This window comes from Treponema sp. Marseille-Q4132, assembly GCF_014334835.1.
GTDB lineage: Bacteria > Spirochaetota > Spirochaetia > Treponematales > Treponemataceae > Treponema_D > Treponema_D paredis.
This window is the reverse complement of the sequence record NZ_CP060591.1, coordinates 242,007-267,375: the sequence shown is the minus strand read 5'-3', so window position 1 is coordinate 267,375 and position 25,369 is coordinate 242,007. Positions and strand designations below refer to the sequence as shown.

The window sequence follows — 25,369 nt, the reverse complement described above, 5'->3', positions numbered from 1 at the left end:
GCTTCGGATTTATCGATATAAAAAATATTTCCGGCGACGAAACATCAGCGCACAAAATAATCGTTGAGCCAGGAAACGTTCCACGCGCTGCAGGCTATTATGAGAATTGCCGAAACGATCATGATGAGCATGCCCCGTGCCGCTTTTTCGTTTTTTGAACGCGCGATATCGATTCTGTATCGAACGGCGGATAAAACGGGGATCACAAATACGAATGAAAGCATACAGCTTGCAGCTGTAAAAACGGCATCGGAAAGCCGCGAGCTTTCGAAAAGCGCAAGGAGAACGATAAGATATGAAACGGCGAATTCCTTTGTCTGCAATACCGCTTTAGCCGGTAAAACTATTCCCGTACCGGCGGCAACTGCGGCAAGTATAAAAAAAGCCGGAAGCGGAAAGAGTTCGGCAATGCCGAGCGGAGAGAAAAGTTTTTCCGTAATAAGCGCCGTTAAAAACGTCGAAGCGAGAGCCGCAAAGCCGCATCGGAGGGCGGGACGGAAAACGCTTTTATCGAAAGACGACACGCTCAAAGCGGCCGCACGGCGAAAACCGATACCGTAAAATAAAACTGCGGAAGAATAAAACACATAGTAAAACAGAATATCAATCACGGTTCATCTCCGTTTTTTTTTCACGCATGGATTTTGACGCGACAAACGCATGGACGAAGGCGATAAGCGAAAGCGAAAGAAGGACTCCGGGAAGAGTCGCAAAAAAAGAAGCAAAAGCGGCGCGCTCCGAATCAAAAAGCACTTTTTCCGCAATGCCGCGCGCCGTGATATAGGTAATCGTTCCGAAACCGACGAGATCGCGCAGTAAAAAAAACACAAGTACGAAAGCGCAAAAAATCGCCGTATAAAAGAAGTTTCGTTTTAAAATCGATTTTCCGCTTTCTTTTTCATTTTCCGAAAAAAAGCCTGCGGTAAACGCGGAAATTGCAGGCACATAAAGGGCAAAGCCCGCACTGAGGGCGGCGATAGGAAAAAGGGCTGCGAGAATCTGGCGGAAAAGCATCGTAAGAAATATGACAAAGACCATAAAAAAAAGATTTCCGCTGCGCACGAATTCGAGCTTTCCTATTGCGGCACGAAACAATGTCGCACCGAAAACGAGGACGAAAAGTTCGACGGCGAGGATAATACCGTACGCAAAGCGGCCGGGAAAAGGAATCATACAGGCAAGCGAAGCCGAAAAATAAAGCGAAACGAATCTCTTATGCATTACGAGTTTTCCTCCTTTTCGCGCACAATACGGGAAATACGTTCCGCCCAATAGCGGATTTGGCTTTTCGCCGCTCCGTTTTCAATCGCACGCTCTATGCTTCCGTGCAATCCCGCAATACCGGCAAAGCGCGCGGCATAGCGTTCATTTAAAATAAAGACGGCGGGAACGGGACCGTATATCGTTTGCATGCGCACGACGCACACATAACCGCTTTCGTTTTTACTCGTCGCTCTGAAGCACGCGGCTGATAAAGAAAGTGAAGAATCAAAATCGATAAAATCCCCTACTCTCCACATTCCGTCTCCGCTTTCTTCAAGCACGCGGGAAACTTCGGATTTAAGACCTTCGTGCCACATCCCCTTTGTGAAAATTATCGTTACGGAAAGTATAAGGACAAGCAATACCATACTTCCCGCAAAAATACCGTATTCCTGCAGAGCTTCTTTTGAAAATCGTTCGGTCATCTTGAATCCTTTTCTCTTCGGAGCGACGAGAGCATTGCACGAAGACGGGACACATCTCTCCTGTCTTCGGCAGCCTGAATAAGAGGCGAAACGATATTCGCGCACAAAACCGCAAAAATCATTCCCGCCGAAGAAGTACCGCAGCCGGCGATCGCAAAGGCGAAAATGCCTGCCAGAATACCGTAGAGTATTTTTCCGTTTTTTGAAAGCGGCACCGTGCCGTACTGCTGCACGACGAAAACGGCGCAAAAAAGAGTGCCTCCGGTACACAGCGATAAAATCATATCGCCCTGACCCGCCATAGCTCCCGTAAAAACGGGGGAAACGAAGCGGACAAGGAGAGTGTAAACGGCTGCAAACGAAGCCGGAATGAGAAGACCCTGCATACCCGAAGCAAATAAAACAACGGATGCCAAAAGCGTGAGCGTATTGAAGCGGAATGCGGGAATCACAGAATGGGTATCCCACAAAAGCGAAATATAACCTTCGGGAATAGAAATATTGGCAAACCCGAATATCGTATTGTTGAGCGCTTCAGTCACCGATCTGTCTCCGTTCATAATCGGAAATACGCCGTTTTGAATTAAAATATAGGACGGATTTTTAATCTGCAATATGTCTTTCGTCAAAGGGTTTGCAGGAAACGCGCTCATACCGACAATCCATGCGAATGCGACAGCGAGAACGGCGGAGTTTATCCAATGATCCGCAAAATTTCCGGAAAGATATTTTATTAAAAACATCGTAGAGAATGCGATGCAAAAAACCGTCACGGGATGAAAAGTCGACGGAAGCAGCATACCCGTAACGGTTCCCTGAAAAATTGCGGAAACGAGAGAAAAGCGCGACGATGATACGAGTTTTGCATGCAGCAAATCGGCTCCGATAAATCCCGACAGAGAAGCGCCTATGACGATAAGCGCGCCCCAGCTTTCGGTAAGTGCAAGCATAAGCACTTGCAGCGACAGCAAACACAGCGAAACGAGCGAAATATTTTGAGCCGACGGCGAAAGATACAAAAAAGGCCGCAGCGGTTTTTTCTTTTTAAAAAACGCGTCAGTCATATCATTCATAGCGATTCTCCCGCATGGCGCATTCGTGTTATCGCCTGGCTTATCGAAAGCCGTGAGGGACACACCGAATTGCACAGTCCGCACCCCGAACACAATACCGCCGAGTCGATATATTCTTTTTGCGCTTCCGCGCCGCCCGATGCGTGCCGGTACAATATGTCCGGCGACAGATGACGGGGACAGACGAGGCGGCATTCGCCGCAGCGCACGCACGGCTGCTCATTCCGATCGGGAATACGGCGCGCGGAAAGGAATGAAACCGATTTTACGTATTTCGTCACCGGAGCGTCAAGACTTGCACAAAAGCTTCCGAGCATAAGACCGTTTACGACGACGGCTGCGGAAGAGCGCTTTAATCCGCCGCATTGTTCGGCAAGGTAGCGCATCGTCGTTCCGACGCGTACTTTCATAAGAGCTTCCGCCGGTATGCATTCGCCTGAAACATGTACATACTGTTCAACCGACGGCACGCCGAAGCAAAGGGCATTGTTTACCGCAATCATCGATGCGGCATCGGCAAAAACGCATCCGGCTGAGATTTTATTGAACGGTTTTTCTTTTGCCGATTTTTTTACGGCATCGATTATTTCATTGCGGAAACCGGCCGGATATTCGGTTATATCGACGGGAACGAAGCATATCGGAGCCGGAGCACCTTCGACATTCATAAAACTCCGATCCGCATTTTCAATTGGATCGGTTTTTCCGTCCGATTGTGCCGGAGATTTTTCACCCGGCTTTCCTTTTTTTCCGGCACTCGCACTCTTTTGCATATTTTCGGCATCGTATGCAAAAACGATACCCGCCCCTCCGAGAGCGCGGGAAACGATAAAGGCTCCCGTTTTGATATCGTCGAAAAACGATTTTGATAAAACGGAATCGGTAATGCGCTTGGGATCGTCGTCGTAGAGGCGCACGACAAGCACGTTTCTCTCTTTCATTTCCGTATCTTCGATTTGAGATGCAAGAGAGACAGGCTCGGCCGTATCGAAAGTGTTTATAACGCCCGAATCCGCAATTTTCCGAATTATTTCCGAAGGAGGAAGAGAACGCCAGTTTTCGGAAAAGCGCTTTTTCCCGAGATATGAAAATCTTCCGGTAAGCCGTATCCGTACCGCGCGCTCTTCACGTCCGTTCGGACTGACACATGAAACGATATCTTCGACGATACCCGGTACGCTTGAGTGGACTTTTGCACCCGAGCGGAGGGGATGAGAGGAAGAAGGAACGGCAATGGTTTCTCCTTCGCGCACGCGGTCTCCGGGATGAACGAGACAAACGAGATCCCCATACGTTTCATGCAGCAAGGGAATCGTCACGACCGGCTGCAAAAAACCGTTTACCGCGCGTTTAACGAGATTTCCTTCGTTTGTGTGTATGACGGGAATCATCTTCATCGCAGTTTACTCCGTACAAAAAAAAGAGAGGGCATACAAAACGCAAAGATTATAAGCAGCGTATGCAAAAGTCCCCCGCCTCCCGAAACCGAAAACGCATAACCCGCATGCGCATTTTCTCCTTGCGCTTTTATCAGTTTTTCAACGGCGGGATACGGCAGCGCATCGATACCGCCGACGGACGCATCGTAAAAACTTTTATCGAAAATCATGGAAACGCTCGTCGCGGAAATACCATTTTCGCTGTCGGAAAAACGCGGAAAAACGATGCTGTCTCCCGCTTTCGGATTTTTGTCGTATTTTTTTTGATCGTAAATCGAACGGTACGGCGCGGTTTTCGTATTCCAGCACCATGCGACATATTCGTTGAGCGTCGGAAAACTTCCCGTCATCGATCGGGCACTCGCAGAAGGAAATTCGAGCTGAGCCGCGCTTGAAAAAGGAGATGCGGCAAAAGCGGTTGAAACGCTCGAAAAAAGAGATGCGGCCAAAAAAACTGCGATACTCGACGCACAGGCGGCGGCTGCGTGCATTATCTTTTTCGTAAAAAGCGGCATTTCCCGCGCAGGCCGTATCGGAACGGGTTTAAAACGGTAACGCGCTTCGTACAACTTTTCCGCCTCGTAAAACGCAAAAAGAGAAGATACGACGCCCCCCGCAGCGGCAGTAAAAAGCAATGCGCATCTCAGCGACGATATACATGCAAGTGCAAAAGCGGCAGCCGAAAATGCAATCACGGAAATATCCGTTTTGATAAAAGAAAAAGCGCCGCGCCTCTTCCAAAGTCTGAGCGCGATAAAAAGCGCATACAGAAAAAGACAGCCGGCCGATGCCGCAGAATAAAACGGCACACATGCGGTAAAAGAAAGCGGAAATACCGCCGTTACAAAAAAGAGGAGACGATGCGAAGAAAGAACGCATAAAAGAAGCGCAAATGCAGTACAGACAAGCGGTACGATAAAAGGATATACGCTTTGCGTGTCGAGTCCCGCATCCACGCCTGCGTTCCGAAAAACGCGCAGCGCATCTTCGGCAAGCCCTTCATACCGGTCTTCGATATAATAAAGGCGATATCGATTTCCCTTATCGAAAAAATAAGCCCTTCTTTTTGCAAGGTAGCCGTCTTCATCGGCCGAAGCGAGGGCAAGAGAGCGTTCGACGGAATCGACGGGAATCATAATGGGAAACTTTTGGGAAGCGAGGCTTATGACGTTTTCGCATCCGGCATTTTTTAATATACCCGATACATAATCTTCGTCCGCCGTGTCATCGACATATACGATGCGGTAACCTTTCCATAAATTTCCCGACGGTACGCTTCGAAAAACAAGCGGAATAAAAAATAAAACTGCGGCAATACTGCAAAAAATTATTATTTTTTTTATCGGGGTCATAATCTCTACTGCAGCAATGAAAATGCCAATCCGATCGAAAAACCGATAAGAAGTCCTGCGATGACTTCGAGCGGAGTATGCCCCTGCACTTCTTTTATCGGAGTATACGCAACGATATTTTGACGGTTGAGCTCTTTGCCGATTTCGTTCAATCGCTTCGCCTGAATACCGTTCGCCCTTCTCACTCCGAGCGCATCGCGGACGGTTACGAGTAAAAAACACAGCGACAAAATGAATACGTCGGAATGAATTCCCGAATGAAAACCGATGGACGTCGTCAAAGCCGCAACGATTGCGGAATGACTTGACGGAAGGCTGCCCGTCCGCCACACCATCATTTCAAAGAGTACGGACAAGCTGCGGATTTTATGAGACAGCAGTGCAATGATCGTTTTTAAAAACTGCGAACAAAACCAGCTGCAAATGCACGCCAAAAAAATAGGATTCGCTAAAAAAAGTTTCAGTTGTTCTTTTACCGACAGCAACATATTCCTATAGTATCACGATAGCGTCTTTTTTACAACACGCGCGAAGCGTAAAAGAGCGGCTCTTCGCTTCATAATCCCGTCAATCGGGAACCACGAAAGCGTACGAATACGTGTCCTCGCCCCTCCGCGAGATCATTCCCAAAAAAATACCGTGCTTTCCGAAAACCGCAATCGACCCCACACCGCCGGAAGCGCAAGTACCGTTCGCCGAAAACTCAGCGCTTGCCGCACATGCACCGGCAGTCTCTTTTTCAAACATCGAAGAAAAAAGCGGCCTCCCGTGTTTGAAATCGTCTTCGTATGCGGAAAGGATGTGCGTCGTACCGAAGCCGCATTCGGCTGCAAGTCGCTCCGTCATCGATTGCATCTTTTCCAGCACTTCGCTTTGTTCGTTTTCTTTCGAATGCGGGGTATGTTCCGACGCGTCCGCCTTACATGAAGCGGATTGCGTTTTTTGCATATCGGAAATCGTTTTATATACCGACCGTATCGTAAACGGCGCAAGCGATGAAAAACCCGCAGCGTCTTCGAGGCGAAAACTTCCGACCGAAAGCCGCCTCAAGCCCGCAAGGTGGGCTGCGCTTTTGCAATACGATCCGATATCGCGGGCAAGGCTTCTGATATACGTCCCCTTTGAAACGCTAAAGCGGACGCGGACGGCTTTTACACGACCGTCTTCGAATAAAAACTCTTCCGCTTCGGAAGCGAATACGGTAACGGGGCGGGAGGGCATTTCGGCGCTGCGTCCGCTCCGCGCAATATCGCTTGCTCGCTCGCCGTTTATATGCAGCGCGGAAAAAAGCGGCGGCGTCTGCAGTATGTCTCCCGTATAGTGTTCGATCGCGGAAAGGACATCGTCTTTTTTCGGAAGCGGTGCGGTTTTGACGATTTTTCCGGTATATTCGAGCGTATCGGTTTCGCTTCCGAATTCGATGACGGCGTCGTATGTTTTATTAAAAGAAGTGATGTATGATGCAAGGCGGGTGAGAGAGCCGGTACAGACGACGAGGAGACCGGATGCGAAACTGTCAAGCGTTCCCGTATGTCCGACTTTTTTCGTAGCGAGCGCGCGCTTAATCGAATAAAGGGATGAAAAACTTGTCAGACCCGGACGCTTTGCAAAAAGAACGATGCCGCCCTGCATCCGAGTCTACTCCGCTTCCGGAGGATTCGAAACCGCATCGGCATGTTCCGCCTTTCCGGCAGTGCGTCCTTCCCTTTCAAGTTCGTTCAGCTTTTGCACCATTTCAAAGCCTTCTTTCATCGCCGTATCGACGTAAAAGGTCAAATGCGGAAACTGGCGGATGCGGAGCTTTTTTGCAATGGCCGACTGGATAAAGCCCGCGGCACTGTTTAAGCCTTCGACGCCCGTCTTTACCTGAGCGTCGGGAAGAAAGCTCGAAACGTAGACTTTTCCGTAACTCAAATCGTTCGACACATCGACGCGGTTTACCGTCAAAAACGTCGACACGCGCGGATCTTTTACCTGCTCGGTGATGATGAGCTTTGAGATTTCATCGCGCAGCTGCTCGCCGAGTCGCTGCATGCGGTACTGCTTCACGCTTTTTCGCCCTCACTCGATTCGGCGGCAGCGGCTTCTTCGGCGAGCGAGTCGCCGAGCTTTCTCGCCACTTTAATGAGTTCGAACGCTTCAAGCGTATCGCCGACTTGGATATCCTGCCAATCTTCGATGCCGACGCCGCATTCGTAACCGGCGGCGACTTCTTTCGCATCGTCTTTAAAGCGCTTGAGCGATGAAATCTTTCCGGTGAATTTGACGATGCCGTCGCGGATGAGGTTAACGCTGCCGCTCCGCTTGATGATACCGTCGGTAACATAGCAGCCTGCGATGACGCCGACGCGCGGTACTTTGAACGTATTGCGCACTTCAAGCGTACCGGTAACTTCCTCTTTCGTATCGGGCGTGAGCATGCCTTCCATCGCCGCCTGCACTTCTTCGACGGCTTTGTAAATGATCGAATACTTTCGGATTTCGACGCGTTCCTGATCGGCCAGCAGCTTTGCCTTCGCCGTCGGACGCACATTGAATCCGATGATGATCGCATTGCGGTCCGCGCTCGCAAGCGTAACGTCGCTTTCGTTGATGGCTCCCGCCGACGAATGGATGACGACGAGGCGGATATCTTTCGTCGAAAGTTTTTCGAGCGCGGTTTTGAGCGCTTCGGCCGAACCCTGCAAATCCGCTTTGATGATAACGCGGAATTCTTTGACATTGCTCGCGTCGATAGTCTGATAAAGCGTTTCGAGCGTAACTTTTTTGACAGCGCGAGCTTCTTCGAAGCGCTTCAATTCCTGCCGCTTTACCGAAACTTCGCGCGCGTCTTTTTCGCTTTCCGTCACTTGGAAGGGATCTCCCGCGTTCGGCATACTTTCAATACCGAGCACTTCCACGGGCATGGACGGAGAGGCTTCCTGAATGCGTTTTCCGCGATCGTTGAACATAGCCCGCACGTGACCGGAATAAATACCCGCGACAAAAGGATCGCCCTGATGAAGCGTACCGCGCTGCACGACGACCGTCGCAACGATACCGCGTCCCTGATCGATCCTCGATTCGAGAATCTTTCCTTCGGCACGGCAGTTGTAATCGGCTTTCAATTCGAGCATTTCCGCCTGCAGCAAAATCGCATCGAGGAGATCGTCTATACCTTCGCCTTTGAGCGCGCTTATATTGACATACTGCGTATCGCCGCCCCAAGCCTCAGGCGTAAGCCCTCGCTCGGAAAGCTGGGTGCGCACGCGATCGGGATTCGCTTCAGGCTTATCGATTTTATTGACCGCAACGATGATCGGAACCTTTGCATCCTTTGCGTGGTTAAGCGCTTCAAGCGTCTGCGGCATAACGCCGTCGTCTGCCGCAACGACGAGAACGACGATATCGGTTACCTGAGCGCCGCGCGCACGCATCATCGTAAACGCTTCGTGACCGGGCGTATCGAGGAAAGTGATCGTGCCCTTTTCAGTCGAAACGGAATACGCGCCTATCGACTGAGTAATGCCGCCGAACTCCCCTTCGGCGACGTGCGAATGCCGGATCGCATCGAGCGTTTTGGTTTTACCGTGATCGACGTGTCCCATAACGGTGACGATGGGCGGACGCGGCTTTACCGTTTCCGCATTGTCTTTTTCGCTTTCGATAAGGGTTTCGTCGTACAAACTGACCAGATGCACATCGCAGCCGTATTCGGATGCAACGAGGGTCGCCGTATCGGAATCTATCGATTGGTTGATCGTAACCATCATGCCTTGAGACATGAGCTTTTGGATAATGTCGGATGCTTTCAAATTCATTTTACGCGCGAGATCGGAAACGGAAATCGATTCCATGATATCGATCGATTTCGGAACGACGTTCGCAGGCGTTTCGGCCTTTTTCCGCTGCTCGAAAAATTTATCGTCCTCGAGCTGTTCATCGGTTTTGCGGTAAACCTGTTTTTTACCTTTAAATGATTTTTTTGCAGGTCCTTTGGGAGGCGGAAGTGCGGCGGGAGAACCGAATCCTCCCGGTCTCGCTCCTCCCGTAAAACCCGGACGAGCGTTTTGAAAGCCCGGACGAGGGCTTCTGCCCTGGAAGCCCCCCGTCCTGGGAGAGGAAAACCCGGGTCTGCCGCCTCTTGCCGGCGTATAAGTGCCCTGCCGGTTTTCACGTTCTCTGCTCTGATAACCCGCACGCGCCTGTGCTCCGGTAAAGCCCGTACCGTCGCGGTAAGGCCGAGTGCCGTATCCCGCCCCTTGAGGTCGAGGAGACGAAGCGCGGTAGGCGGAACGGCTTCTGTCGGAAAGATTGCCCGCTTTTACGTTCGGGCGAACCGCGTTGAAATCGTACGCTTTTTTCGCAGGAGCCTCGGATGCGCTTTTTACCGCTTTAACCGGAGTTTCCGGCGTCTGCGGCACGGAAGTCTTCGGTTCGGCAGGAGTCTTTTTTTCGACGGTATCGGATGTTTCGGACACCGGTTTTTGCACGGCCGCAGCTTTCGTATCCTGTTTTGCAACGACGCGCACCTTTTCCGTCTTTACACCGTCGGCGGCTTTCGCAGCGCGCTTAACGATGACGACTCTTTTTTGCTTTTTTTCCGCAGGAGACGCGGGAGCTTTATCGGCCGACGCCTGTCTTTTGTGATGAATTACGAATTCGGGCTTTTTTTCTACTTCATCCGCCATAAAATTTTCTATTCCTCGTCCTCTTTAAATTCAAACTCGACACCGCACTTGGGACAATGTGTCATATCGAGTGTAATCACCGCGCCGCATTCCGGACAGTGATATACTTCTTCATCGTCGTCCGCTTCTTCCGCACTCTCCTGCGAAGCGTTATCGTCTTCTACGAACTCGACGGTATTTTTAATAATTGCATCGACGCCGTCGAGATCGCTTTCCGTCAATCCTTCTATGTGCTTTAAGCCGCCGTTGTCGTAGGCTTCGACAAACTGTTCGATATCTTCAATGCCTGCATTTTTAAGAATTTCGGCAACACGAATGTCGACGCCGGGCAGTTCGGCGACGGTTTTGATTTCGTCGTAGTCTTCGTCGCCCGCATCATCATTGAAAAGATTTTGAGCCGTCTGCATTGTAACCGACTCGGACAAATCCATTTCCGCCGCCTGCTCTTCGGTTTTGACGTCGATGCTCCAATCGCACAGTTTATTCGCCAGGCGAACGTTTTGCCCCTGTTTTCCGATTGCAAGCGAAAACTGACTTTCTTCGACGATCGCGAGCGCTTGACGTTTTTCCTGATCGAGGATAAACACGCGTTCGACTTGAGCGGGAGAAAGCGCATTTTTAATAAATACCGCCGGATCGGGATCGAATTTCAAAACATCGATTTTTTCGCCGAGCAGTTCCCGTATGACGTTTTGGATGCGCACGCCTTTTAAGCCGACGCAGGCGCCGACGGGATCGACGTCTTCGCGGTTTGAAGAAACGGCAATCTTTGTGCGGTGACCGGCGTCACGGACGATTTTGACGATTTCGATCGTGCCGTCGGCGATTTCGGGCACTTCCATTTCGATGATCGAACGCACGAGTTCGGGATCGCTTCTTGAAAGGATAACCTGCAGTCCCGTCGATATGCGCCTGAGATTGACGATGAGCGCTTTGATGCGGTCGTCTTTTTCGTAGTGCTCCCTCGGCGATTGGAATTTTTGCGGAAGCACGCCTTCGAGTTTTCCCGCATTTCCGAGATCAACGTAGATGTCTCCGTTTCGTTCATACTGACAATAACACACGACGATTTCGCCGATTTTATTTTTATATTCGTTGTACAATGTATCGCGGTAGCTTTCGTTGAGCTCCTGATGAGCGGTTTGTTTTCCCGTCGTGACGGCCGAACGGTCGAAGCTTTTGGGATCTTCGAGAATATCGATTTCGTCGCCGAGCTCCACTTCGTCGCTGAGTTTTTTCGCATCTTCGAGTTCGATTTCCGTTACCGGATCGTACACTCCGTCGACGACCGTTTTCCGCGAATAGATGGATACGTCCGACATATCGTCGTTGAACTTTACTACAGCGTTGTCGGATGTTCCGTAAGTGCGTTTGTATGCGGCTTTAAGCGCGTTTTCGATGATCGTTTTTACCGAGTCTTCCGAATATCCTTTTTCCTGTATCAACTGACGGATTGCCTCTGCCATTTCCGACATGGAAAACCTCCTAATACTGTCCTCGCAAATTAATAAAAATACGGTATAAACCGCCTACTGTATAAATTTCGCTTTTGCCATCTCTCCGTACGGCACTGTAACGGTCTCTCCTTTTTCCGTTTCCATCGTAAGAGCCGTTTCGTCGGCGCTTACGATTTTTCCGCCGATCCAATCGCTTATCGTTTTACTCCACACGCGCACGGCTCGTCCGATAAACAGAGAAAATTCCGCAGCGTTTTTTACATTGCGGTCGATGCCGGGCGAAGTAAGTTCCATCGATGTATTGTCGGTGCCGAGCAGCGCTTCAAGGCGGGGAAGCAGCGCATGGTGAACGCGCGAACAATCGTTTACGCTTATGTTTTTATCCGGCTCTTTCGGCGCGATAACCGCAAGAATTTTCGTAATCGTTTTTGCTGGAACGATTTTCAATTCGATAAGATGATAGCCCAGCCCTTCCACGAGCGGGGCGCATTCCGAATAATGCGGAATGTCGTCAAATGCAATATACTCCATCTTCTCCCGGTATCAAAAAAAAAGACCCGTGTGTCACGAGTCCATCTTAAAGGATAATTAAAATGTACACGAATATAGTATGATTTTTTTCAATTTCTGTCAAGCGATTCATCGCTCGGCAAGCGTTTTAAAAATCGAACGACAACCGGAATCGATAAAAAACAGGCAAGCACGTTCGCCGCACTCTGAGACACTTCGATGCCTAATAATCCCATCGTCACGGAGCACAGGATGACTATCGGAACGAAAAGAATACCGCTTCGAAGAGACGAGATAAGGAGCGCCTTTCCCGCAAAGCCCGTCGACTGAAACAGCATTTCGCCGACGATCGACAGCGGCACAAAGGGAAGAGAAGCGCATGCGGCACGGAGCGCAAAGGCACCGATCGCGACGACTTCTTCATCGTTCCTCATGGAGCGGACAAGATCGGGTGCGAATACGAAAGCTGCAAGGCCGAAGACGGACAGAAAAACCGTTCCCATAACGGCGGCGGTAAAAAAAGCAGTGCGCACGCGGCTGTATTTTCCCGCTCCGTAGTTGAATGCGGATACGGGCTGAAATCCCTGTCCGATGCCGACGGCGACACAAAACAAAAAATTGGAAAGCTTTCCGACAATCGCCATGGCGGCGACGGCCGCATCTCCCCACGAGCCTGCGCAATTGTTGAGTACCATAGCGGAAACGCTGTGCAGCCCCTGCCGCGTCAAACTCGGAGAGCCGACACGCCAAATATCGAAACAGATGCTGCACGAAGTTTTCGAAAGCGCTTTTATCGAAAGGCGGCTTTGCGTCTTTCCGCTCAAAAACATGGATAACAAAATAGCGACGGCGATATATTGGCTTATCATCGTCGCAAAACCCGCACCCGAAACGCCTGTATGAAACACGCACACCATAAGCCAGTCGAGGAAGATATTGATAATTCCGCCGCTGACAAGTCCGATCATCGAAAGAGCAGCCCTGCCCTCATAGCGCAAAATATTGTTGGTCACGCAGCCGACCGTCATCGCGGGAGCCGCAAGGAAAATCCAAAACGCATACTCTCGCGCATAGGGCAAAATCGTATCGGTGCTTCCGAAGAGACGGCAGAGCGGATCGATGCACAAAAAACCGAGCGCGACAAAAAACAGTCCCGCCGCCAGTGCGAGAAAAAAACTCGTCGACGCGTAAACCGAGGCTTCATCGACTTCTTTTTTCCCGAGATGCCGCGCAATATTGCTTCCCGCTCCGTGACCGTGCATAAAACCGACGGCTTGAAAGATCGCCTGCAAACCGAAAACCACGCCGACCGCTGCGGACGCGCTCGTGCCGACAAGACCTACGAAAAACGTATCGGCAACGTTGTAGATATTCGTAACGAGCATACTGACCGTCGTCGGAAAACCGAGCGAAAGCACAAGACGCGGCGCAGGTGTTGCGGTCATTTTTTCATAGTAGCGGTTTCGGTCGATGCTCATAAAAATCAGTATAATCCGCTTTCGGAAAATGCACAATGATAAGCATTTCATTTCGGCGAGCTTTATGATAGAATGGCGGTTATGGAACACAACATGATTCTTTCCGCGTCGGGTTGGCGCAAAGTTTTTGCAAAATCGGGCGATGAACAGGACACGACGAGCGAAATCGGTTCTGAAAATACCGCGCTCGCCGTTATCGCCGCCGATGTTTTTTTCGATTATATCAGCGCCGCAACGGGACAAAAAAATCCCGTCATCGTATGCGGTACGGACACTCGTCCGACGGGAGGAGCCGTTGCATCGGCGATCGTCCGCACGCTTCTCGCACGGAAAGCCATCGTGCGTTATCCCGGCGTCGTTGCTGCACCGGAAATCATGGCCTATGCCCGGAAATTCGACGGCTTTATCTACATCTCCGCAAGCCATAATCCGATCGGTCACAACGGGCTTAAAGTCGGCTTGAGCGACGGAGGCGTCGTAAACGCCGAAGAAAATGCGAAAATGGTCAAAGCCTTCGTCGAAAAATGCGCTGATGCCGAAGCGATGCAAAAAGCGGCATCGCTCCTCAATTCGTGCAGCATGCGCGATGCGGAATGGGTATACGCGGAATCGCCGGGGTGTAAAAAAGACTCGCTTGCCGTATATAAGGCGTTTCTCAAAGAAGTCGTCTCCGCTCTTCCCCAAGGCGCCGAACAGGACGCTCTTTTTTCAAACATCAAAAGCGCTGCCGAAAAAGCTCATATCGGTATCGTCTGCGATATGAACGGTTCGGCGCGTACGCTTTCGATCGACAAAGATTTTTTTGCCGAAAACGGTATCGGCTTTTATGCGATAAACGACAAAGCAGGCGCCATCGCACATGAAATCATCCCCGAACCGGAAAATCTCGTGTGGTGCGCAAAAGAAATGGAAAGGCTCCAAGCCGAAGGTAAAACCGACGCCGTACTCGGCTATATGCCCGACTGCGACGGAGATCGGGGCAATATCGTCTATTGGAATGAAAAACAAAAAAAAGCGCTTCCTCTGAAAGCGCAGGAAGTATTTGCGCTTTCAGTCCTCGCAGAGCTCGCATACGCCGACAAGCTTTACGCTGCAAAGGACGGCTATAAACCTGCCGTTGCGGTCAACTGCTGCACGTCCATGCGCGTCGACGACATCGCAAAGGTATTCGGCGCAAAAGTTTTTCACGGAGAAGTCGGAGAAGCGAACGTCGTCAATACCGCACGAATCGCTCGTGAAAAGGGCTTTACCGTGCGCATTTGCGGCGAAGGCGGAAACGGAGGGAACATCACGTACCCGTCCGCCGTCCGCGATCCGCTTTCCACGCTGTTCGCAATTATTAAATTATTAACTACGGACGGTTTGTATAAAGCGTGGTGCGAAAAATCGCATCACACATACAAAGAACGCTTTACGCTCACCGACGTTCTCGAAACGCTTCCCGTCTACACGACAACCGGCGTTTCCGAACCCGGCGCCGTACTTCGCCTCAAAACTGCGGACAACGCGATACTGAAAGGAAGATTTCAGCGTATTTTCGAACGCGAATGGAAGTCGAAAAAAGCGGAACTCGAAAAAAAATACGGTATCGTCTCTTATGAAGCGGTTTTGACGAACGGAACGGAGGAAACAAGAAACGCTTCCGATTTTTCAAAGAGCGGTAAAGGCGGGCTTCGTATCATCTTTTTCGATAAAGATAAAAATCCGAAATCCTTTATGTGGATGCGAGGTTCGGGTACGGAACCCGTTTTCCGCATACTCTGCGACGTAAAAGGAGATGCGCAGGCCGAAGAGCGGATGCTCATCGAATGGGAAACGAAAATGCTTAAAGAGGCCGACAAGGCGTAAATGCGGCGAAGACACTGCGTCGGTATTTTCAAACGGCGGAAACGCGGAAGGTTTGCTTCGCTTGAAAGGCGAAATTGAAGCGATGCGAAAAACCTGTTATACTTGAACGCACCGCACAACAGTACAATAATAGAATAAAAAGGAGGTACGATAAAAAGCGCCGTCTGAAATATCGCCGTCGCTTTTTATCTCGAGTTTGCACGGATGTTTGCAAAAGAAGTATATGCATATCGTTTTGATAAAAAAGAGAATAGATATGATACACCGTATTTTGCAAACTCGATTATTCGACGTGTGCGCGTTTGCGCACGGCTAAAAACTTTTTCGAAAGTTGAAACTTTCTGCAAAACTTTTTATGGGAGTGTGATATGGAAAAATCGGAAATCTTAAAGCGCGCAAATGCGTACATCGCCGAAGAAAAAGACGAAAACTTTCGGAACGAAGTCGAGTCGCTCATCGCAAAAGACGATATCAAAGAACTCGAAGACAGATTTTATCAATCGCTCGAATTCGGCACGGGCGGACTTCGAGGCATAATGGGAGGCGGGACGAACCGCATGAACCCGCTCGTCATTAACCGCGCAACGCAGGGGCTCGCTTCTTACGTGATCAAAGCCTTTCCCGAAAAGGCAAAGGCGGGCACGCTTTCTGCCGTACTCGCCTACGACAGCCGCAAAAACTCCGATGTGTTTGCGGAAGCTGCGGCGTGCATTTTCGCGGCGAACGGCATCAAAGCCTATCTCTTTTCGTCGCTCAGGCCCACGCCCGAACTTTCGTTCGCCGTCCGCACGCTCGGTGCCGACACCGGCGTTATCGTAACGGCTTCCCACAACCCGCGCATCTATAACGGCTATAAAGTGTATTGGAACGACGGCGCGCAAGTGATTTCTCCGCACGACAAAGGCATTATCGGTGAAGTCAACGCCGTAAAAGAAGTCAAAACGATGTCGAAAGACGAAGCGATAAAAGCCGGCAAAATCGTCCTCATCGACAAAGACATCGACGAAAAATTTTGGGATATGTGCAAAGCGCAGCTTTTCCGGCCGGATCTCATCAAAGCACATGCGAAAGACGTCAAAATCGTCTACACTCCGCTTCACGGCACGGGCGGCATGCACGTCGAAAAAGTGCTCGGCGATTTGGGACTCAACGTGATCACCGTCCCCGAACAGCGCGACCCCGACGGAAACTTTCCGACGGTCGAAAAACCGAACCCCGAAGAAGCGCCTGCGATGAAACTCGCGATTGCGCTCGGCGAAAAGGAAAAAGCCGACTGCATTATGGCGACGGATCCCGACGCCGATCGCTTCGGCTCGGCTTTCCCCGATAAAGACGGAAAATTCGTTTTGATAACGGGCAATCAAATGGGCGCGCTTTTTCTCGAATATATTTTGCTTTCACGAAAAGAGCTCGGCAAAATGCCCGAAAAACCCGCTGCCGTCAGAACGATCGTCACTTCTCCATTTATCGACTACATCTGTAAAAAATACGGCGTCAAAGTTTTTGAATGTTTAACAGGTTTCAAATGGATCGCCGCCGTCGAAGCTTCGATGGAAAAAGACAACTCGGCAAGCTACGTGTTCGGTTTCGAAGAAAGCTACGGCTATAAAATCGAAAAAGAAGTGTTTGACAAAGACGGCATTTCCGCTTCCGCGATGTGTGCGGAGATGACGCTCTATTGGAGGAGCAAGGGCAAAAGCCTCCTCGAACACCTCGACGACATGTACAAAGAATACGGTTACTTCGAAGACAAAACGATCGAACAGTATTTTCCCGGTCCTACGGGCGGGGAATCGATGCGCGGCATTATGACGAAACTCAGAAACGAAGGATTAAAAACGCTCGGCGGTAAACGCGTAAAAGAAATTCGCGACATCGAACGGAGCGTTTCCTTCGATCCGGCAAATCCTTCGGCGACAAAACCGATCGATCTTCCGAAAAGCAATGTATTGCAGTTTTTCCTCGACGACGGAACGATTGTAAGCGCGCGGCCGTCGGGTACGGAGCCGAAAATCAAATTCTACATAAACTGCACGGTTCCCGTTTCAGGCAACAACGATGCGGGTCTTGCGCAGGCGAAAAAAGAAGCGGCTCTCCTCCGCGATGCAATCGCTTCGGAAATAAAATCGACGCTCGATGCGGCTGCCCAATAAAATTTTCCGCGATTACAAAAAACTGCTCCGCCTCGTAAACGGCGGGGCGGTTTTTGCCGCGATCGATACGGAAACGACGGGTCTTACTCCCGACACTTGCCGCATCATCGAAATCGGCGCCGTGCTCTTCGATAAAACGGGCGTACTCGGCACTTTCACTTCACTCATAAATCCGGGAATCGCTCTGCCTTCTTTTACGACAGAACTCACTCACATCACCGACGATATGCTTTCCCTCTCTCCGCCTGCATCTTCGGTGCTTCCGGCCTTTATCGAATTTATCGGAAGCGCTATCCTTGTCGCGCACAACGCGCCCTTCGATTTGCTTTTTATCAATAAAGAATTGGAACGGAGCGGTATGCCTTCCATGGCGAACAAAGCGGTCGATACGCTGAATTTGAGCCGCTGGGCATACCCTTCGGCAAAACATCATTCGCTGCAATACCTTGCGAAGGCTATGGGGATCGATGCGGAAAACGCACACCGAGCATCGGACGACGCGAAAACCTGCCGCAAAATATTTTTACGCTGCTTAAAAGACACAGAATCGGTGCAAAAAAAATAAACGGACAAATGGCGATTTTTAAAAGTATGTGCCGATAAAGCCGTGCTTAAGGAGATGCTTCGTTCGGCTTCGCTTTACCGGAAAGTGTGTTCTGCAAACTTGCCGTATAAATGCAGCAGCCGATTTTTTAAGCCGCTGCCCGAAGCGCTCACCGCCCTTTCAAAAGTTCCGATATCGATGCAAGCGCTCCCGTGTCGGGAGAAGAAGCCGCTTTGTTTTCTTTTTGAATCGCTTTGAACACTTCTTCGCGGAATACTTTAACGCTTTTCGGCGCTTCGATTCCGACTTTGACTTGATCGCCGCGGACTTCAATGATCGTAATCGTTATATTGTCGCCGATTTTAATCTGTTCGTCGATTTTACGCGAGAGGATAAGCATTTCACTTTCCTCCGCGTTTTTTAAGCGCATCGAGTATCGCGTGTTTTGTCGTCCAGCGGACGTCACTTAAAATCACTTGCACGCACAGGTTGTTTTTTTTGTTGATAACGATCGGCCCCTGCAGGTTTGCGGTAACGGCGCTCCCGTCGGACGGAACGGTGACGACCGCCATAACGATAAGGTCTTCGGGAGAGTGCACGCCGATTTTCTGCAAGCTTTCGTCGTCGATGTCCGCTTCGTAATTGTCACAGATCAAAAACGGATCGATAAGCAAAAACGCAAGGCGCTCGTCGTCGAGGGACTGCAGCCAGATGAGCGGCGCCCATTCCGATTCTATCGTCGCGTATTTTTTATAATCTTCAAAACCGAAAAGCCCTTCGGGAAAGGTAACGATGTGATTTTCTTCGACGTCCTTTACGCCCATCGCCTTTGTCTTAACGTCCATCGAAGCTTACCTCAAATAATCGAGCAGCGTACTCGAATACAAACGCGCGGCCGTACTCAGCGTCGCCTGATGGGTAAAATCCATCATCTTCATATCGGATGCGGCTTTCGTCAAATCGAGATCGCCCTCGCTTGAGATGCGCTGCGTTACGTTGAGCGCCGTTCCCGAATTGCGCTTTACGTTGAGTTCCGCCCGCTCGTATTCGGAACCCGACTTTGCGATTCTTGTGGTCAAATTGTTAAGTCCCTGATCGATAGAACCGAGCACGCGGCCTCCGATAGCTTCGTGGTCGCCTGCCAAAAGCGCATTGCGGAGCGAGATGACCGCATCGAACATGGAACCGCCTGAAGCGCGCACGCCGGAAGCGAGATTGTACGGAGGCTTTTGACTTGCGTCTTTGATAATACCGAGGTCGGCGAGTGCGGATCCCGAAACGTCTTCGAGCCACAGCTGCCGCGCATCCGTTGCGGTAAAGTTCAAAGCGCGAGTTACGGGATCGAGCGTCGCCTTTACCGCAGCTTTGCTGTCGTTTATCTTTGCGATAAGCGAATACACGTTGTCGCCTGAGTTGATTTTAATTTCCGCACCGTCTACGGCGATAACCGAATCTTCTCCCGCTCTCCAGCCGGTCGCATCTCTTCCGCCGAAAATCTGCTGCGGCTCCGCCCAAAAAGTGCGCACACCCGCGTTGTCCGTCGTCAAATATTTGTTTTCGTCGATTTCGACCTGCGTTTCCGAAATGTTTCCGTTATAGCGCACGCCTTCGATAAGCGGCACGCCGGAACCTGCGACATTTCCCATTTCGACGTCGAAGGCTCTGACTTTCGTTTCGGTACCGGCAAAGAGCGAGTTTCCGTCTTCGCCGATCGCGTTCGCATTTTGCACGAGCTCTTTTAAAAGCTCGTCGACTTCCGCCGCCATATTTTTCATATCTTCGCCCGTGTAGATGCCGTTCGCACCGGTAACGGCGAGTTCCCGCACGCGGTGCATGACGTCGAGCGAATTCGTCATATAGCCTTCACGCTGCATAAAAAGCTCGGAAAGCGTTTTGGCGTTTTTTTCGAAGTTTTCGATACGCGCCGCATAGGACTGATAACGCACCAAATGTCCCGCTGCGATCGGATCGTCGCGCAGTTCCTGAATACGGCGCTGGCTGCCGATTTGATTGTTGATTTTATTAAGACGGGATTCCTGCAGCCGCAGATTCGACTGCACATCCATATTATTCATTTGTGAACTCACCCTGCGCATAACGCACCTCCGTATTCGGCTTCACCCTGTTTTTATGCTCTGATTCTGTTGATAATCGTATCGACGAGATTGTCCCACGTGCTGATAAACGAAGCGGCGGCATTGTAGCCGTGCTGAAATTTAATAATATCCGCAAGCTCTTCGTCTATGTTTACGCCGCTGACGGACTCCCGCAGCGTACGCAAATCTCCCATGATTTTATTTTGATTTGCCGTTTGTGTCGCCGCCTGCTCGCCTTTCAAACCGACGTTCGTCACGCTGTCGGCAAAATAATCGTCGAAAGTACGCTTGTGCCCGATCATGACCTGCGTGTTTCTGATCGAAGCGATTTCGATCGCAGCCCGACCGTCGCCCGACGCGAGAGCGCCGCGCGTATCGGCAAAGCCCGCAGCGACGCTTTTGACGTCTCCTCTGATGAGCGGATTTACCGCGATATACGCGGATGGATTTACCTGCGGCGTCACCGCAAATTGAGCGCCGTCGGCAAGACCGTCGGCCGCGTCCGCACGGAGATAATCGTATGCACCTTCTTCTCCGCTTTCGCGTAAAATGCCCGCATAACCGGTCAAAAACATTCCGCTGTCTTCGACGTGCCGTATGACAAAATCGGGATTCGATTGCGAAAGAGCCGTCGTCGCTTTCAGCACGAGATTGTTGTTTCTGTCGAGGTAGGCTTTTACTTCTCCGTTCGAATCGTTGATCCGGTCGATGACATCGGCAACCGTATCGGTAGCGTTGTATGCGACTTCGACCGTACCCTCGGGCGCGGAAAAGGTCATCGTACCTGCAAGACCTATTTGCTCCTGCGAGTTCAATTTATGCCGTCCGGTAAATCTGAAAATATAAGACCTGTCCATTACGCCGTCCGCATCGTAATCGTAATTGCCGCGCACGTTTTCGACAAAGGGATGCGACGTAAAAAAGTCGAGACCTGTCGTACCGTTCATGCCGGTTGCGTTACGGTGCACGTCGTTTACCAAATCGGAAAAGTTCATCGTCATCGTGTTGAGCGACTGCATTTCGTTTCTGATATCGACGTCGCGCAATTCGATGAGCGCACCGAGCCTCCCGCCTTTTACAATGGCGTCGTTTTTCGTATCGCCCCAGATGAGACGCGGATTTCCGTTATTGTCGATAACCGTACGGAGGTCGAAGCTGCGCGGAATGCTGCCCTGAACGAGCACCCGCCCGTCGACGTGTACCATGAATTCGTCTTTATCACGGTCGCTTGCCGTACAGTTGACAAGCTCGGAAAGCTTATCGACGAGGAGATCCCGCTGGTCGAGCAAATCGTTCGGATTGTCTCCCATGCCGCGCGAGCGCACGATCTCTCCGTTGAGAGCGGCAATCTGTTCGGCGTAATTGTTGATCTGCTTTACCGTCGCATCGATATCGCCGTTTATGATCGTGTTCACGCCCTGCAAACTTTCATAGCGCTGGTTTATCGTATCGGTAAGCGAAATGCCGCGCGTAACGATCGCCTGACGGGATGCGATATTTTCCGGATGAATCGACAGCTCCTGCCATGCTTCCCAGAATTTATCCATAGTAGTACGAATCGAAACGTCGTCGGGTTCGTTGTAAATCTGTTCGAGCATCGTATAATATTTGCTGCGCGTATCCCAATACGCTTCCTGATTCGCCTGTTCGACGATGCGACGGTCGAGCAATTCGTCGCGGATCCGCCTTATGCTGAACGCGCTCACGCCCTGACCAATCATGCCCGGCTCTTCGGGCCGTTCGAGTTCCGGAAGATACAGCGGATCGAATTCTTTAAACGCGACGCGCTGACGCGAATAGCCTTCCGTATTCGCATTTGAAATATTGTGACCGGCGGTCGTGATCGCCGTCGTATGCACCATGATGCTGCGCTTACCGAGCTCTATTCCAGAAAATGTCGAACCCATATATCACCTCACAATTATTAATACAGCGTATTGACGACGACGCTCGACGGCTTCGAGCGCATGATCTTTCCCGCCTTCGAATACACCGTCGCCCCGCTTTGAGGAAAAGCTTCGTCGAGGACGCTTTGAATAAAATCTTTCGCAACCGCTATGTAATTGCCGAGCGTTTTGTTCGCCGTCTTCGATTTGACGAGCTTTCCGCGCACTTGCGTCAAAAGCGGCAATACCTTTTTTTTCGATTCGTCGCTCCGGGCATCCGAAAGCGCGTTTCTCGCCTTTTCGGTTTTTTCGAAAGCTTCGGTAAGTTTCGTGATTGCGGAAATCGATTCGAGCACGCCGTCCCATTTTTTTTGCAGCACCGCAGCGCGCAGCTCCGATTGCCGGGTAAGCATACTGTCGAGAATTTCGTTTTCGCGCAAAAGAAGCCGCTCCATTTCGCTTATGTCCGCCATATACAGATTACCTCATGTTGATTATCGGTGCGGAAAAATGACGACTTTACGATTTTTTTTACGGGAAAGGCAGCCTTTTCATTCGGTCAGGAAAGTATTGATATTCAATTTTTTATAGCGGATACGGCGAACGAAGATTTTGTAAAGTATTTCCGCCTATACGCTTTCATACCTTAAAATACGCTATACTTCTTTGAATAAGGCATATAATTTTTTTGCGGAGTTATCGAGAGAATATTTTTCAAAAAGAGGTACAGGCGATGAAACGGGTTCTGCAAGGAGCGCATCCAAATCGACGGCGGGCTTAAAGGGGTCTATATAGTGCGCGCAGCTTCCGTATATTTCAGGCAAGCTTGCGGCATTCGAAACGACGACGGGCGCACCGCATGCGAGCGCTTCGAGCGGCGGAAGACCGAAGCCTTCAAAGTACGACGGAAATACGAAAGCTTTGCAGTTTTGCATGAGCGCTTTCACTTCTTCGTCGGAAAGATAACCTGCAAGAATGATATTTTCCAATGTTTTTATTTTTTCAAGTTCGTTCGGAACGACGTTTTTGAGCATCGTACCGGAAATGACGAAAAAATCGTTCGGGTAAAGCTCCGCATGTTTCATAATCCATTTGAGATTTTTTCTCAAAGAAAGACTTCCGAGCGTAAAATAAAATTCTCCGGATTTGAGGCCGAGCTTTTTCAAAATGTTTTCATCGGCACGGATCCTAAGTATATGTTCAAAACCGTCATAGATAACGCGGATTTTTTCTTCCGGAACTCCGTAGTAATCGATAATCTGTTTTTTGCTGAAGTTCGATACGGTACAGACAAAGCGCGCATTTTTGCAGATGTTCCGATAATTTAAACAGCTGTACGCACCGATAAGTTTATCGTAAAAGGATATAAAATCGTTCGGAAAATCCTTTGCGTATACGTCATGGATAAAAGCGATGCCGCAGGTTTTACCCAAAGGAGCGGTGTTTGAAAACGAAAGCGCGCAGGCATTTCGTCTGCGGCATGTTTTTGCAAAAACGCCCAAATCCCAAAAAGGAAAAGAGCGAGCTTCTTTATCGGATCGTATGACGGCAATACGGGCATACGACGGCACCTTCGGCGCATTTGCGGGAACCAGTATCGCCACGCGATCGGATGAGCTAAGCAGAGAATCGATTCGTTTGCATATTTCCCATGCAAAGCGCTCGATACCGGTGAGATTCCGGCATAAAAAATTTCCGTTTATAAGAATTTCCGTCATTGATGCCGCCCCAAAAACCGTATGCTTGCTCCCCGCTTCATATCGTATAACGGTTTCGATTGTAATTTCGAATTACACTGTTGTCAATCGTATACGTTGAAAAAAGCAAACGACTTTTATACAACTCCGTTTTCTGCACAGTAAAAATGCGGTAGTAAGCGGACTGTTTCAAAATCGCCCTTTTAAGTCGGGAGGCGAAAAACGGCCGAGCCGTTTTTCTTTTATCAACACGCTCGTAAATCCTGCGCGGGAAACTTCGCGCTAACGCGCTCGTTGCAAGTCGCGCACTGCTCGGAATTGGTTGATGAAGTCCGGTGTTGAAAAACGGCTCGGCCGTTTTTCTTTTATAGGAGACGCGCATAATTCCTCCGCACTGCTCGGAATTTGCCGCCTTGTTAAAATTTTACTTGTATGCTAGTATAATAAACATATGTGGATTTCAACGATTCTTTCATTTGTGTTGAGCGCATGTTCTTTTCCTTTTATCATTGCGCTGTGCAAACGATGGCAGATCTACGATCCTATAAGCGCGCGAAAAATTCACTCGGGCAATATTCCCCGCTTGGGCGGCATCGGCATAGTAGCGGCATATTATATCAGCTTATGTATTTACGCGCTCGTTTTAAAGCAGCTTGTGCTGCCTCTTATTATCCCGCTTTTTATCGCAGGCTTGATCGTCTTCGCGTTCGGCGTACTCGACGATCTGTACCCCATGCCGCCGGTGTATAAACTTATCGGGCAGATTGTCGCCGCATGCATTGTCATATACGGCGGTTTTGAATTCCGTCAGATATTCGGACTCGTTTTACCGAACTGGATAAGCGTTCCGTTTACGATTTTTTGGTTTATCGGCATGATCAACGCGTATAACCTCATCGACGGGCTCGACGGTTTATGCGGCGGACTTGCTTTCCTCACGATAGTGACGCTTTTCGTTCTCTTTCACAATGCAAATCCGATTACCGAAATATTTTTGCTCGTCGCCGCAAGCGTATTCGGTTTTCTTTTATTTAACGAACCGCCGGCGAAAATTTTTATGGGAGACGGCGGAAGTCAATTTTTGGGCTTTATCATTGCGACCGCTCCCCTGTGCTTTTCATCGGAAAAACTCGAATTCAACAAATTGCTTATCATGTTCGTGCTGACATCCATTCCCATGCTCGACACGATCGCAGCCATTTGGAGACGCGTCCGCGAGCATCGTCCCATTATGAGTCCCGATCGTTCTCACCTGCATCATAAAATGCTCAACATCGGTTTCAGCGCAAAGCAGGCTATGATCGCGCTTGTCGGCATTCAGGCGATTTTGTGCAGCAGTGTCTGCTTTACGATTTATCTGAATAAAACCCAAAGCACGGTTTTGCTTTCCATCACATACGCTTTTATGATTTTTTTCTTTTCGGCAATTCATTTTATAAACAGAGCCGTCAACAGAAAAATAGCGGAAATGAAATGAT

General features: G+C 50.0%; 23 protein-coding genes. 4 read left to right on the top strand and 19 right to left on the bottom strand.

Features of this window, described 5'->3' with window-relative positions; genetic code table 11:
- Window positions 1-44 precede the first annotated feature (44 nt).
- The 13 genes from H9I35_RS01230 to H9I35_RS01170 all read right to left on the bottom strand — a co-directional run bounded on the left by H9I35_RS01230 (window position 45) and on the right by H9I35_RS01170 (window position 13,667).
- Complete coding sequence (locus tag H9I35_RS01230; RefSeq protein WP_187419856.1) at window positions 45-611, bottom strand: hypothetical protein; 567 nt, start codon at window positions 609-611, stop codon at window positions 45-47.
- Window positions 604-1,221, bottom strand: a complete 618-nt coding sequence (locus H9I35_RS01225) for a hypothetical protein (protein ID WP_187419855.1) — start codon at window positions 1,219-1,221, stop codon at window positions 604-606. Before H9I35_RS01225 ends, H9I35_RS01230 begins: the two co-directional genes overlap by 8 nt.
- Complete coding sequence (locus H9I35_RS01220; protein WP_187419854.1) at window positions 1,221-1,688, bottom strand: hypothetical protein; 468 nt, start codon at window positions 1,686-1,688, stop codon at window positions 1,221-1,223. Before H9I35_RS01220 ends, H9I35_RS01225 begins: the two co-directional genes overlap by 1 nt.
- Complete coding sequence (locus H9I35_RS01215) at window positions 1,685-2,761, bottom strand: RnfABCDGE type electron transport complex subunit D (protein WP_187419853.1); 1,077 nt, start codon at window positions 2,759-2,761, stop codon at window positions 1,685-1,687. Before H9I35_RS01215 ends, H9I35_RS01220 begins: the two co-directional genes overlap by 4 nt.
- Window positions 2,758-4,158: a 4Fe-4S dicluster domain-containing protein gene (locus tag H9I35_RS01210; RefSeq protein WP_187419852.1), complete on the bottom strand. Its 1,401-nt coding sequence runs from the start codon at window positions 4,156-4,158 to the stop codon at window positions 2,758-2,760. The genes H9I35_RS01215 and H9I35_RS01210 overlap by 4 nt, the downstream gene beginning before the upstream one ends.
- Entirely contained in the window at window positions 4,155-5,552 is a 1,398-nt protein-coding gene (locus H9I35_RS01205) for a hypothetical protein (RefSeq protein WP_187419851.1), read from the bottom strand. Before H9I35_RS01205 ends, H9I35_RS01210 begins: the two co-directional genes overlap by 4 nt.
- A gap of 5 nt (window positions 5,553-5,557) precedes the next feature.
- Entirely contained in the window at window positions 5,558-6,040 is a 483-nt protein-coding gene (locus H9I35_RS01200; protein WP_187419850.1) for a divergent PAP2 family protein, read from the bottom strand.
- Between the two features lie 79 nt (window positions 6,041-6,119).
- Window positions 6,120-7,184 (bottom strand): tRNA pseudouridine(55) synthase TruB, encoded by a 1,065-nt coding sequence (gene truB / locus H9I35_RS01195; RefSeq protein WP_187419849.1) that lies wholly within the window; start codon window positions 7,182-7,184, stop codon window positions 6,120-6,122.
- 6 nt (window positions 7,185-7,190) lie between these two features.
- Window positions 7,191-7,601: a 30S ribosome-binding factor RbfA gene (gene rbfA, locus H9I35_RS01190; protein WP_187419848.1), complete on the bottom strand. Its 411-nt coding sequence runs from the start codon at window positions 7,599-7,601 to the stop codon at window positions 7,191-7,193.
- Entirely contained in the window at window positions 7,598-10,222 is a 2,625-nt protein-coding gene (gene infB / locus H9I35_RS01185) for a translation initiation factor IF-2 (RefSeq protein WP_187419847.1), read from the bottom strand. Before infB ends, rbfA begins: the two co-directional genes overlap by 4 nt.
- Window positions 10,223-10,230: 8 nt before the next feature.
- Window positions 10,231-11,697 (bottom strand): transcription termination factor NusA, encoded by a 1,467-nt coding sequence (gene nusA, locus H9I35_RS01180; RefSeq protein ID WP_187419846.1) that lies wholly within the window; start codon window positions 11,695-11,697, stop codon window positions 10,231-10,233.
- A gap of 54 nt (window positions 11,698-11,751) precedes the next feature.
- Entirely contained in the window at window positions 11,752-12,210 is a 459-nt protein-coding gene (locus tag H9I35_RS01175; RefSeq protein WP_187419845.1) for an LSm family protein, read from the bottom strand.
- 89 nt (window positions 12,211-12,299) lie between these two features.
- Window positions 12,300-13,667: an MATE family efflux transporter gene (locus H9I35_RS01170; RefSeq protein ID WP_187419844.1), complete on the bottom strand. Its 1,368-nt coding sequence runs from the start codon at window positions 13,665-13,667 to the stop codon at window positions 12,300-12,302.
- A gap of 81 nt (window positions 13,668-13,748) precedes the next feature.
- Between H9I35_RS01170 and H9I35_RS01165 the strand changes: the two genes are divergently transcribed.
- The 3 genes from H9I35_RS01165 to H9I35_RS01155 all read left to right on the top strand — a co-directional run bounded on the left by H9I35_RS01165 (window position 13,749) and on the right by H9I35_RS01155 (window position 18,233).
- Complete coding sequence (locus H9I35_RS01165) at window positions 13,749-15,515, top strand: phosphohexomutase domain-containing protein (protein WP_252722687.1); 1,767 nt, start codon at window positions 13,749-13,751, stop codon at window positions 15,513-15,515.
- Between the two features lie 368 nt (window positions 15,516-15,883).
- Window positions 15,884-17,668, top strand: coding sequence for a phospho-sugar mutase (locus H9I35_RS01160; RefSeq protein WP_187419842.1), 1,785 nt, complete (start codon window positions 15,884-15,886; stop codon window positions 17,666-17,668).
- Window positions 17,652-18,233: a 3'-5' exonuclease gene (locus tag H9I35_RS01155; RefSeq protein WP_187419841.1), complete on the top strand. Its 582-nt coding sequence runs from the start codon at window positions 17,652-17,654 to the stop codon at window positions 18,231-18,233. Before H9I35_RS01160 ends, H9I35_RS01155 begins: the two co-directional genes overlap by 17 nt.
- A 148-nt stretch (window positions 18,234-18,381) precedes the next feature.
- Here the strand turns inward: H9I35_RS01155 and csrA are convergent, their stop codons facing one another.
- The 6 genes from csrA to H9I35_RS01125 all read right to left on the bottom strand — a co-directional run bounded on the left by csrA (window position 18,382) and on the right by H9I35_RS01125 (window position 23,912).
- Window positions 18,382-18,612 (bottom strand): carbon storage regulator CsrA, encoded by a 231-nt coding sequence (csrA, locus tag H9I35_RS01150; RefSeq protein ID WP_016519981.1) that lies wholly within the window; start codon window positions 18,610-18,612, stop codon window positions 18,382-18,384.
- Window position 18,613: 1 nt separating this feature from the next.
- Window positions 18,614-19,057, bottom strand: coding sequence for a flagellar assembly protein FliW (fliW, locus tag H9I35_RS01145; protein ID WP_016519980.1), 444 nt, complete (start codon window positions 19,055-19,057; stop codon window positions 18,614-18,616).
- A gap of 6 nt (window positions 19,058-19,063) precedes the next feature.
- Complete coding sequence (locus H9I35_RS01140) at window positions 19,064-20,308, bottom strand: flagellar hook-associated protein 3 (RefSeq protein ID WP_187419840.1); 1,245 nt, start codon at window positions 20,306-20,308, stop codon at window positions 19,064-19,066.
- A 32-nt stretch (window positions 20,309-20,340) separates the two neighbouring features.
- Window positions 20,341-22,215, bottom strand: a complete 1,875-nt coding sequence (flgK, locus tag H9I35_RS01135) for a flagellar hook-associated protein FlgK (protein ID WP_187419839.1) — start codon at window positions 22,213-22,215, stop codon at window positions 20,341-20,343.
- 17 nt (window positions 22,216-22,232) lie between these two features.
- Window positions 22,233-22,667: a hypothetical protein gene (locus H9I35_RS01130; RefSeq protein ID WP_187419838.1), complete on the bottom strand. Its 435-nt coding sequence runs from the start codon at window positions 22,665-22,667 to the stop codon at window positions 22,233-22,235.
- Between the two features lie 183 nt (window positions 22,668-22,850).
- A complete protein-coding gene (locus tag H9I35_RS01125; RefSeq protein WP_187419837.1) occupies window positions 22,851-23,912 on the bottom strand; it encodes a glycosyltransferase family 4 protein in 1,062 nt (353 codons plus the stop codon).
- A gap of 430 nt (window positions 23,913-24,342) precedes the next feature.
- Here H9I35_RS01125 and H9I35_RS01120 point away from each other — a divergent pair, with 430 nt between their 5' ends.
- On the top strand, window positions 24,343-25,368 hold the full coding sequence (locus tag H9I35_RS01120; protein WP_187419836.1) for an MraY family glycosyltransferase: 1,026 nt from the start codon (window positions 24,343-24,345) through the stop codon (window positions 25,366-25,368).
- Window position 25,369: the final 1 nt, after the last annotated feature.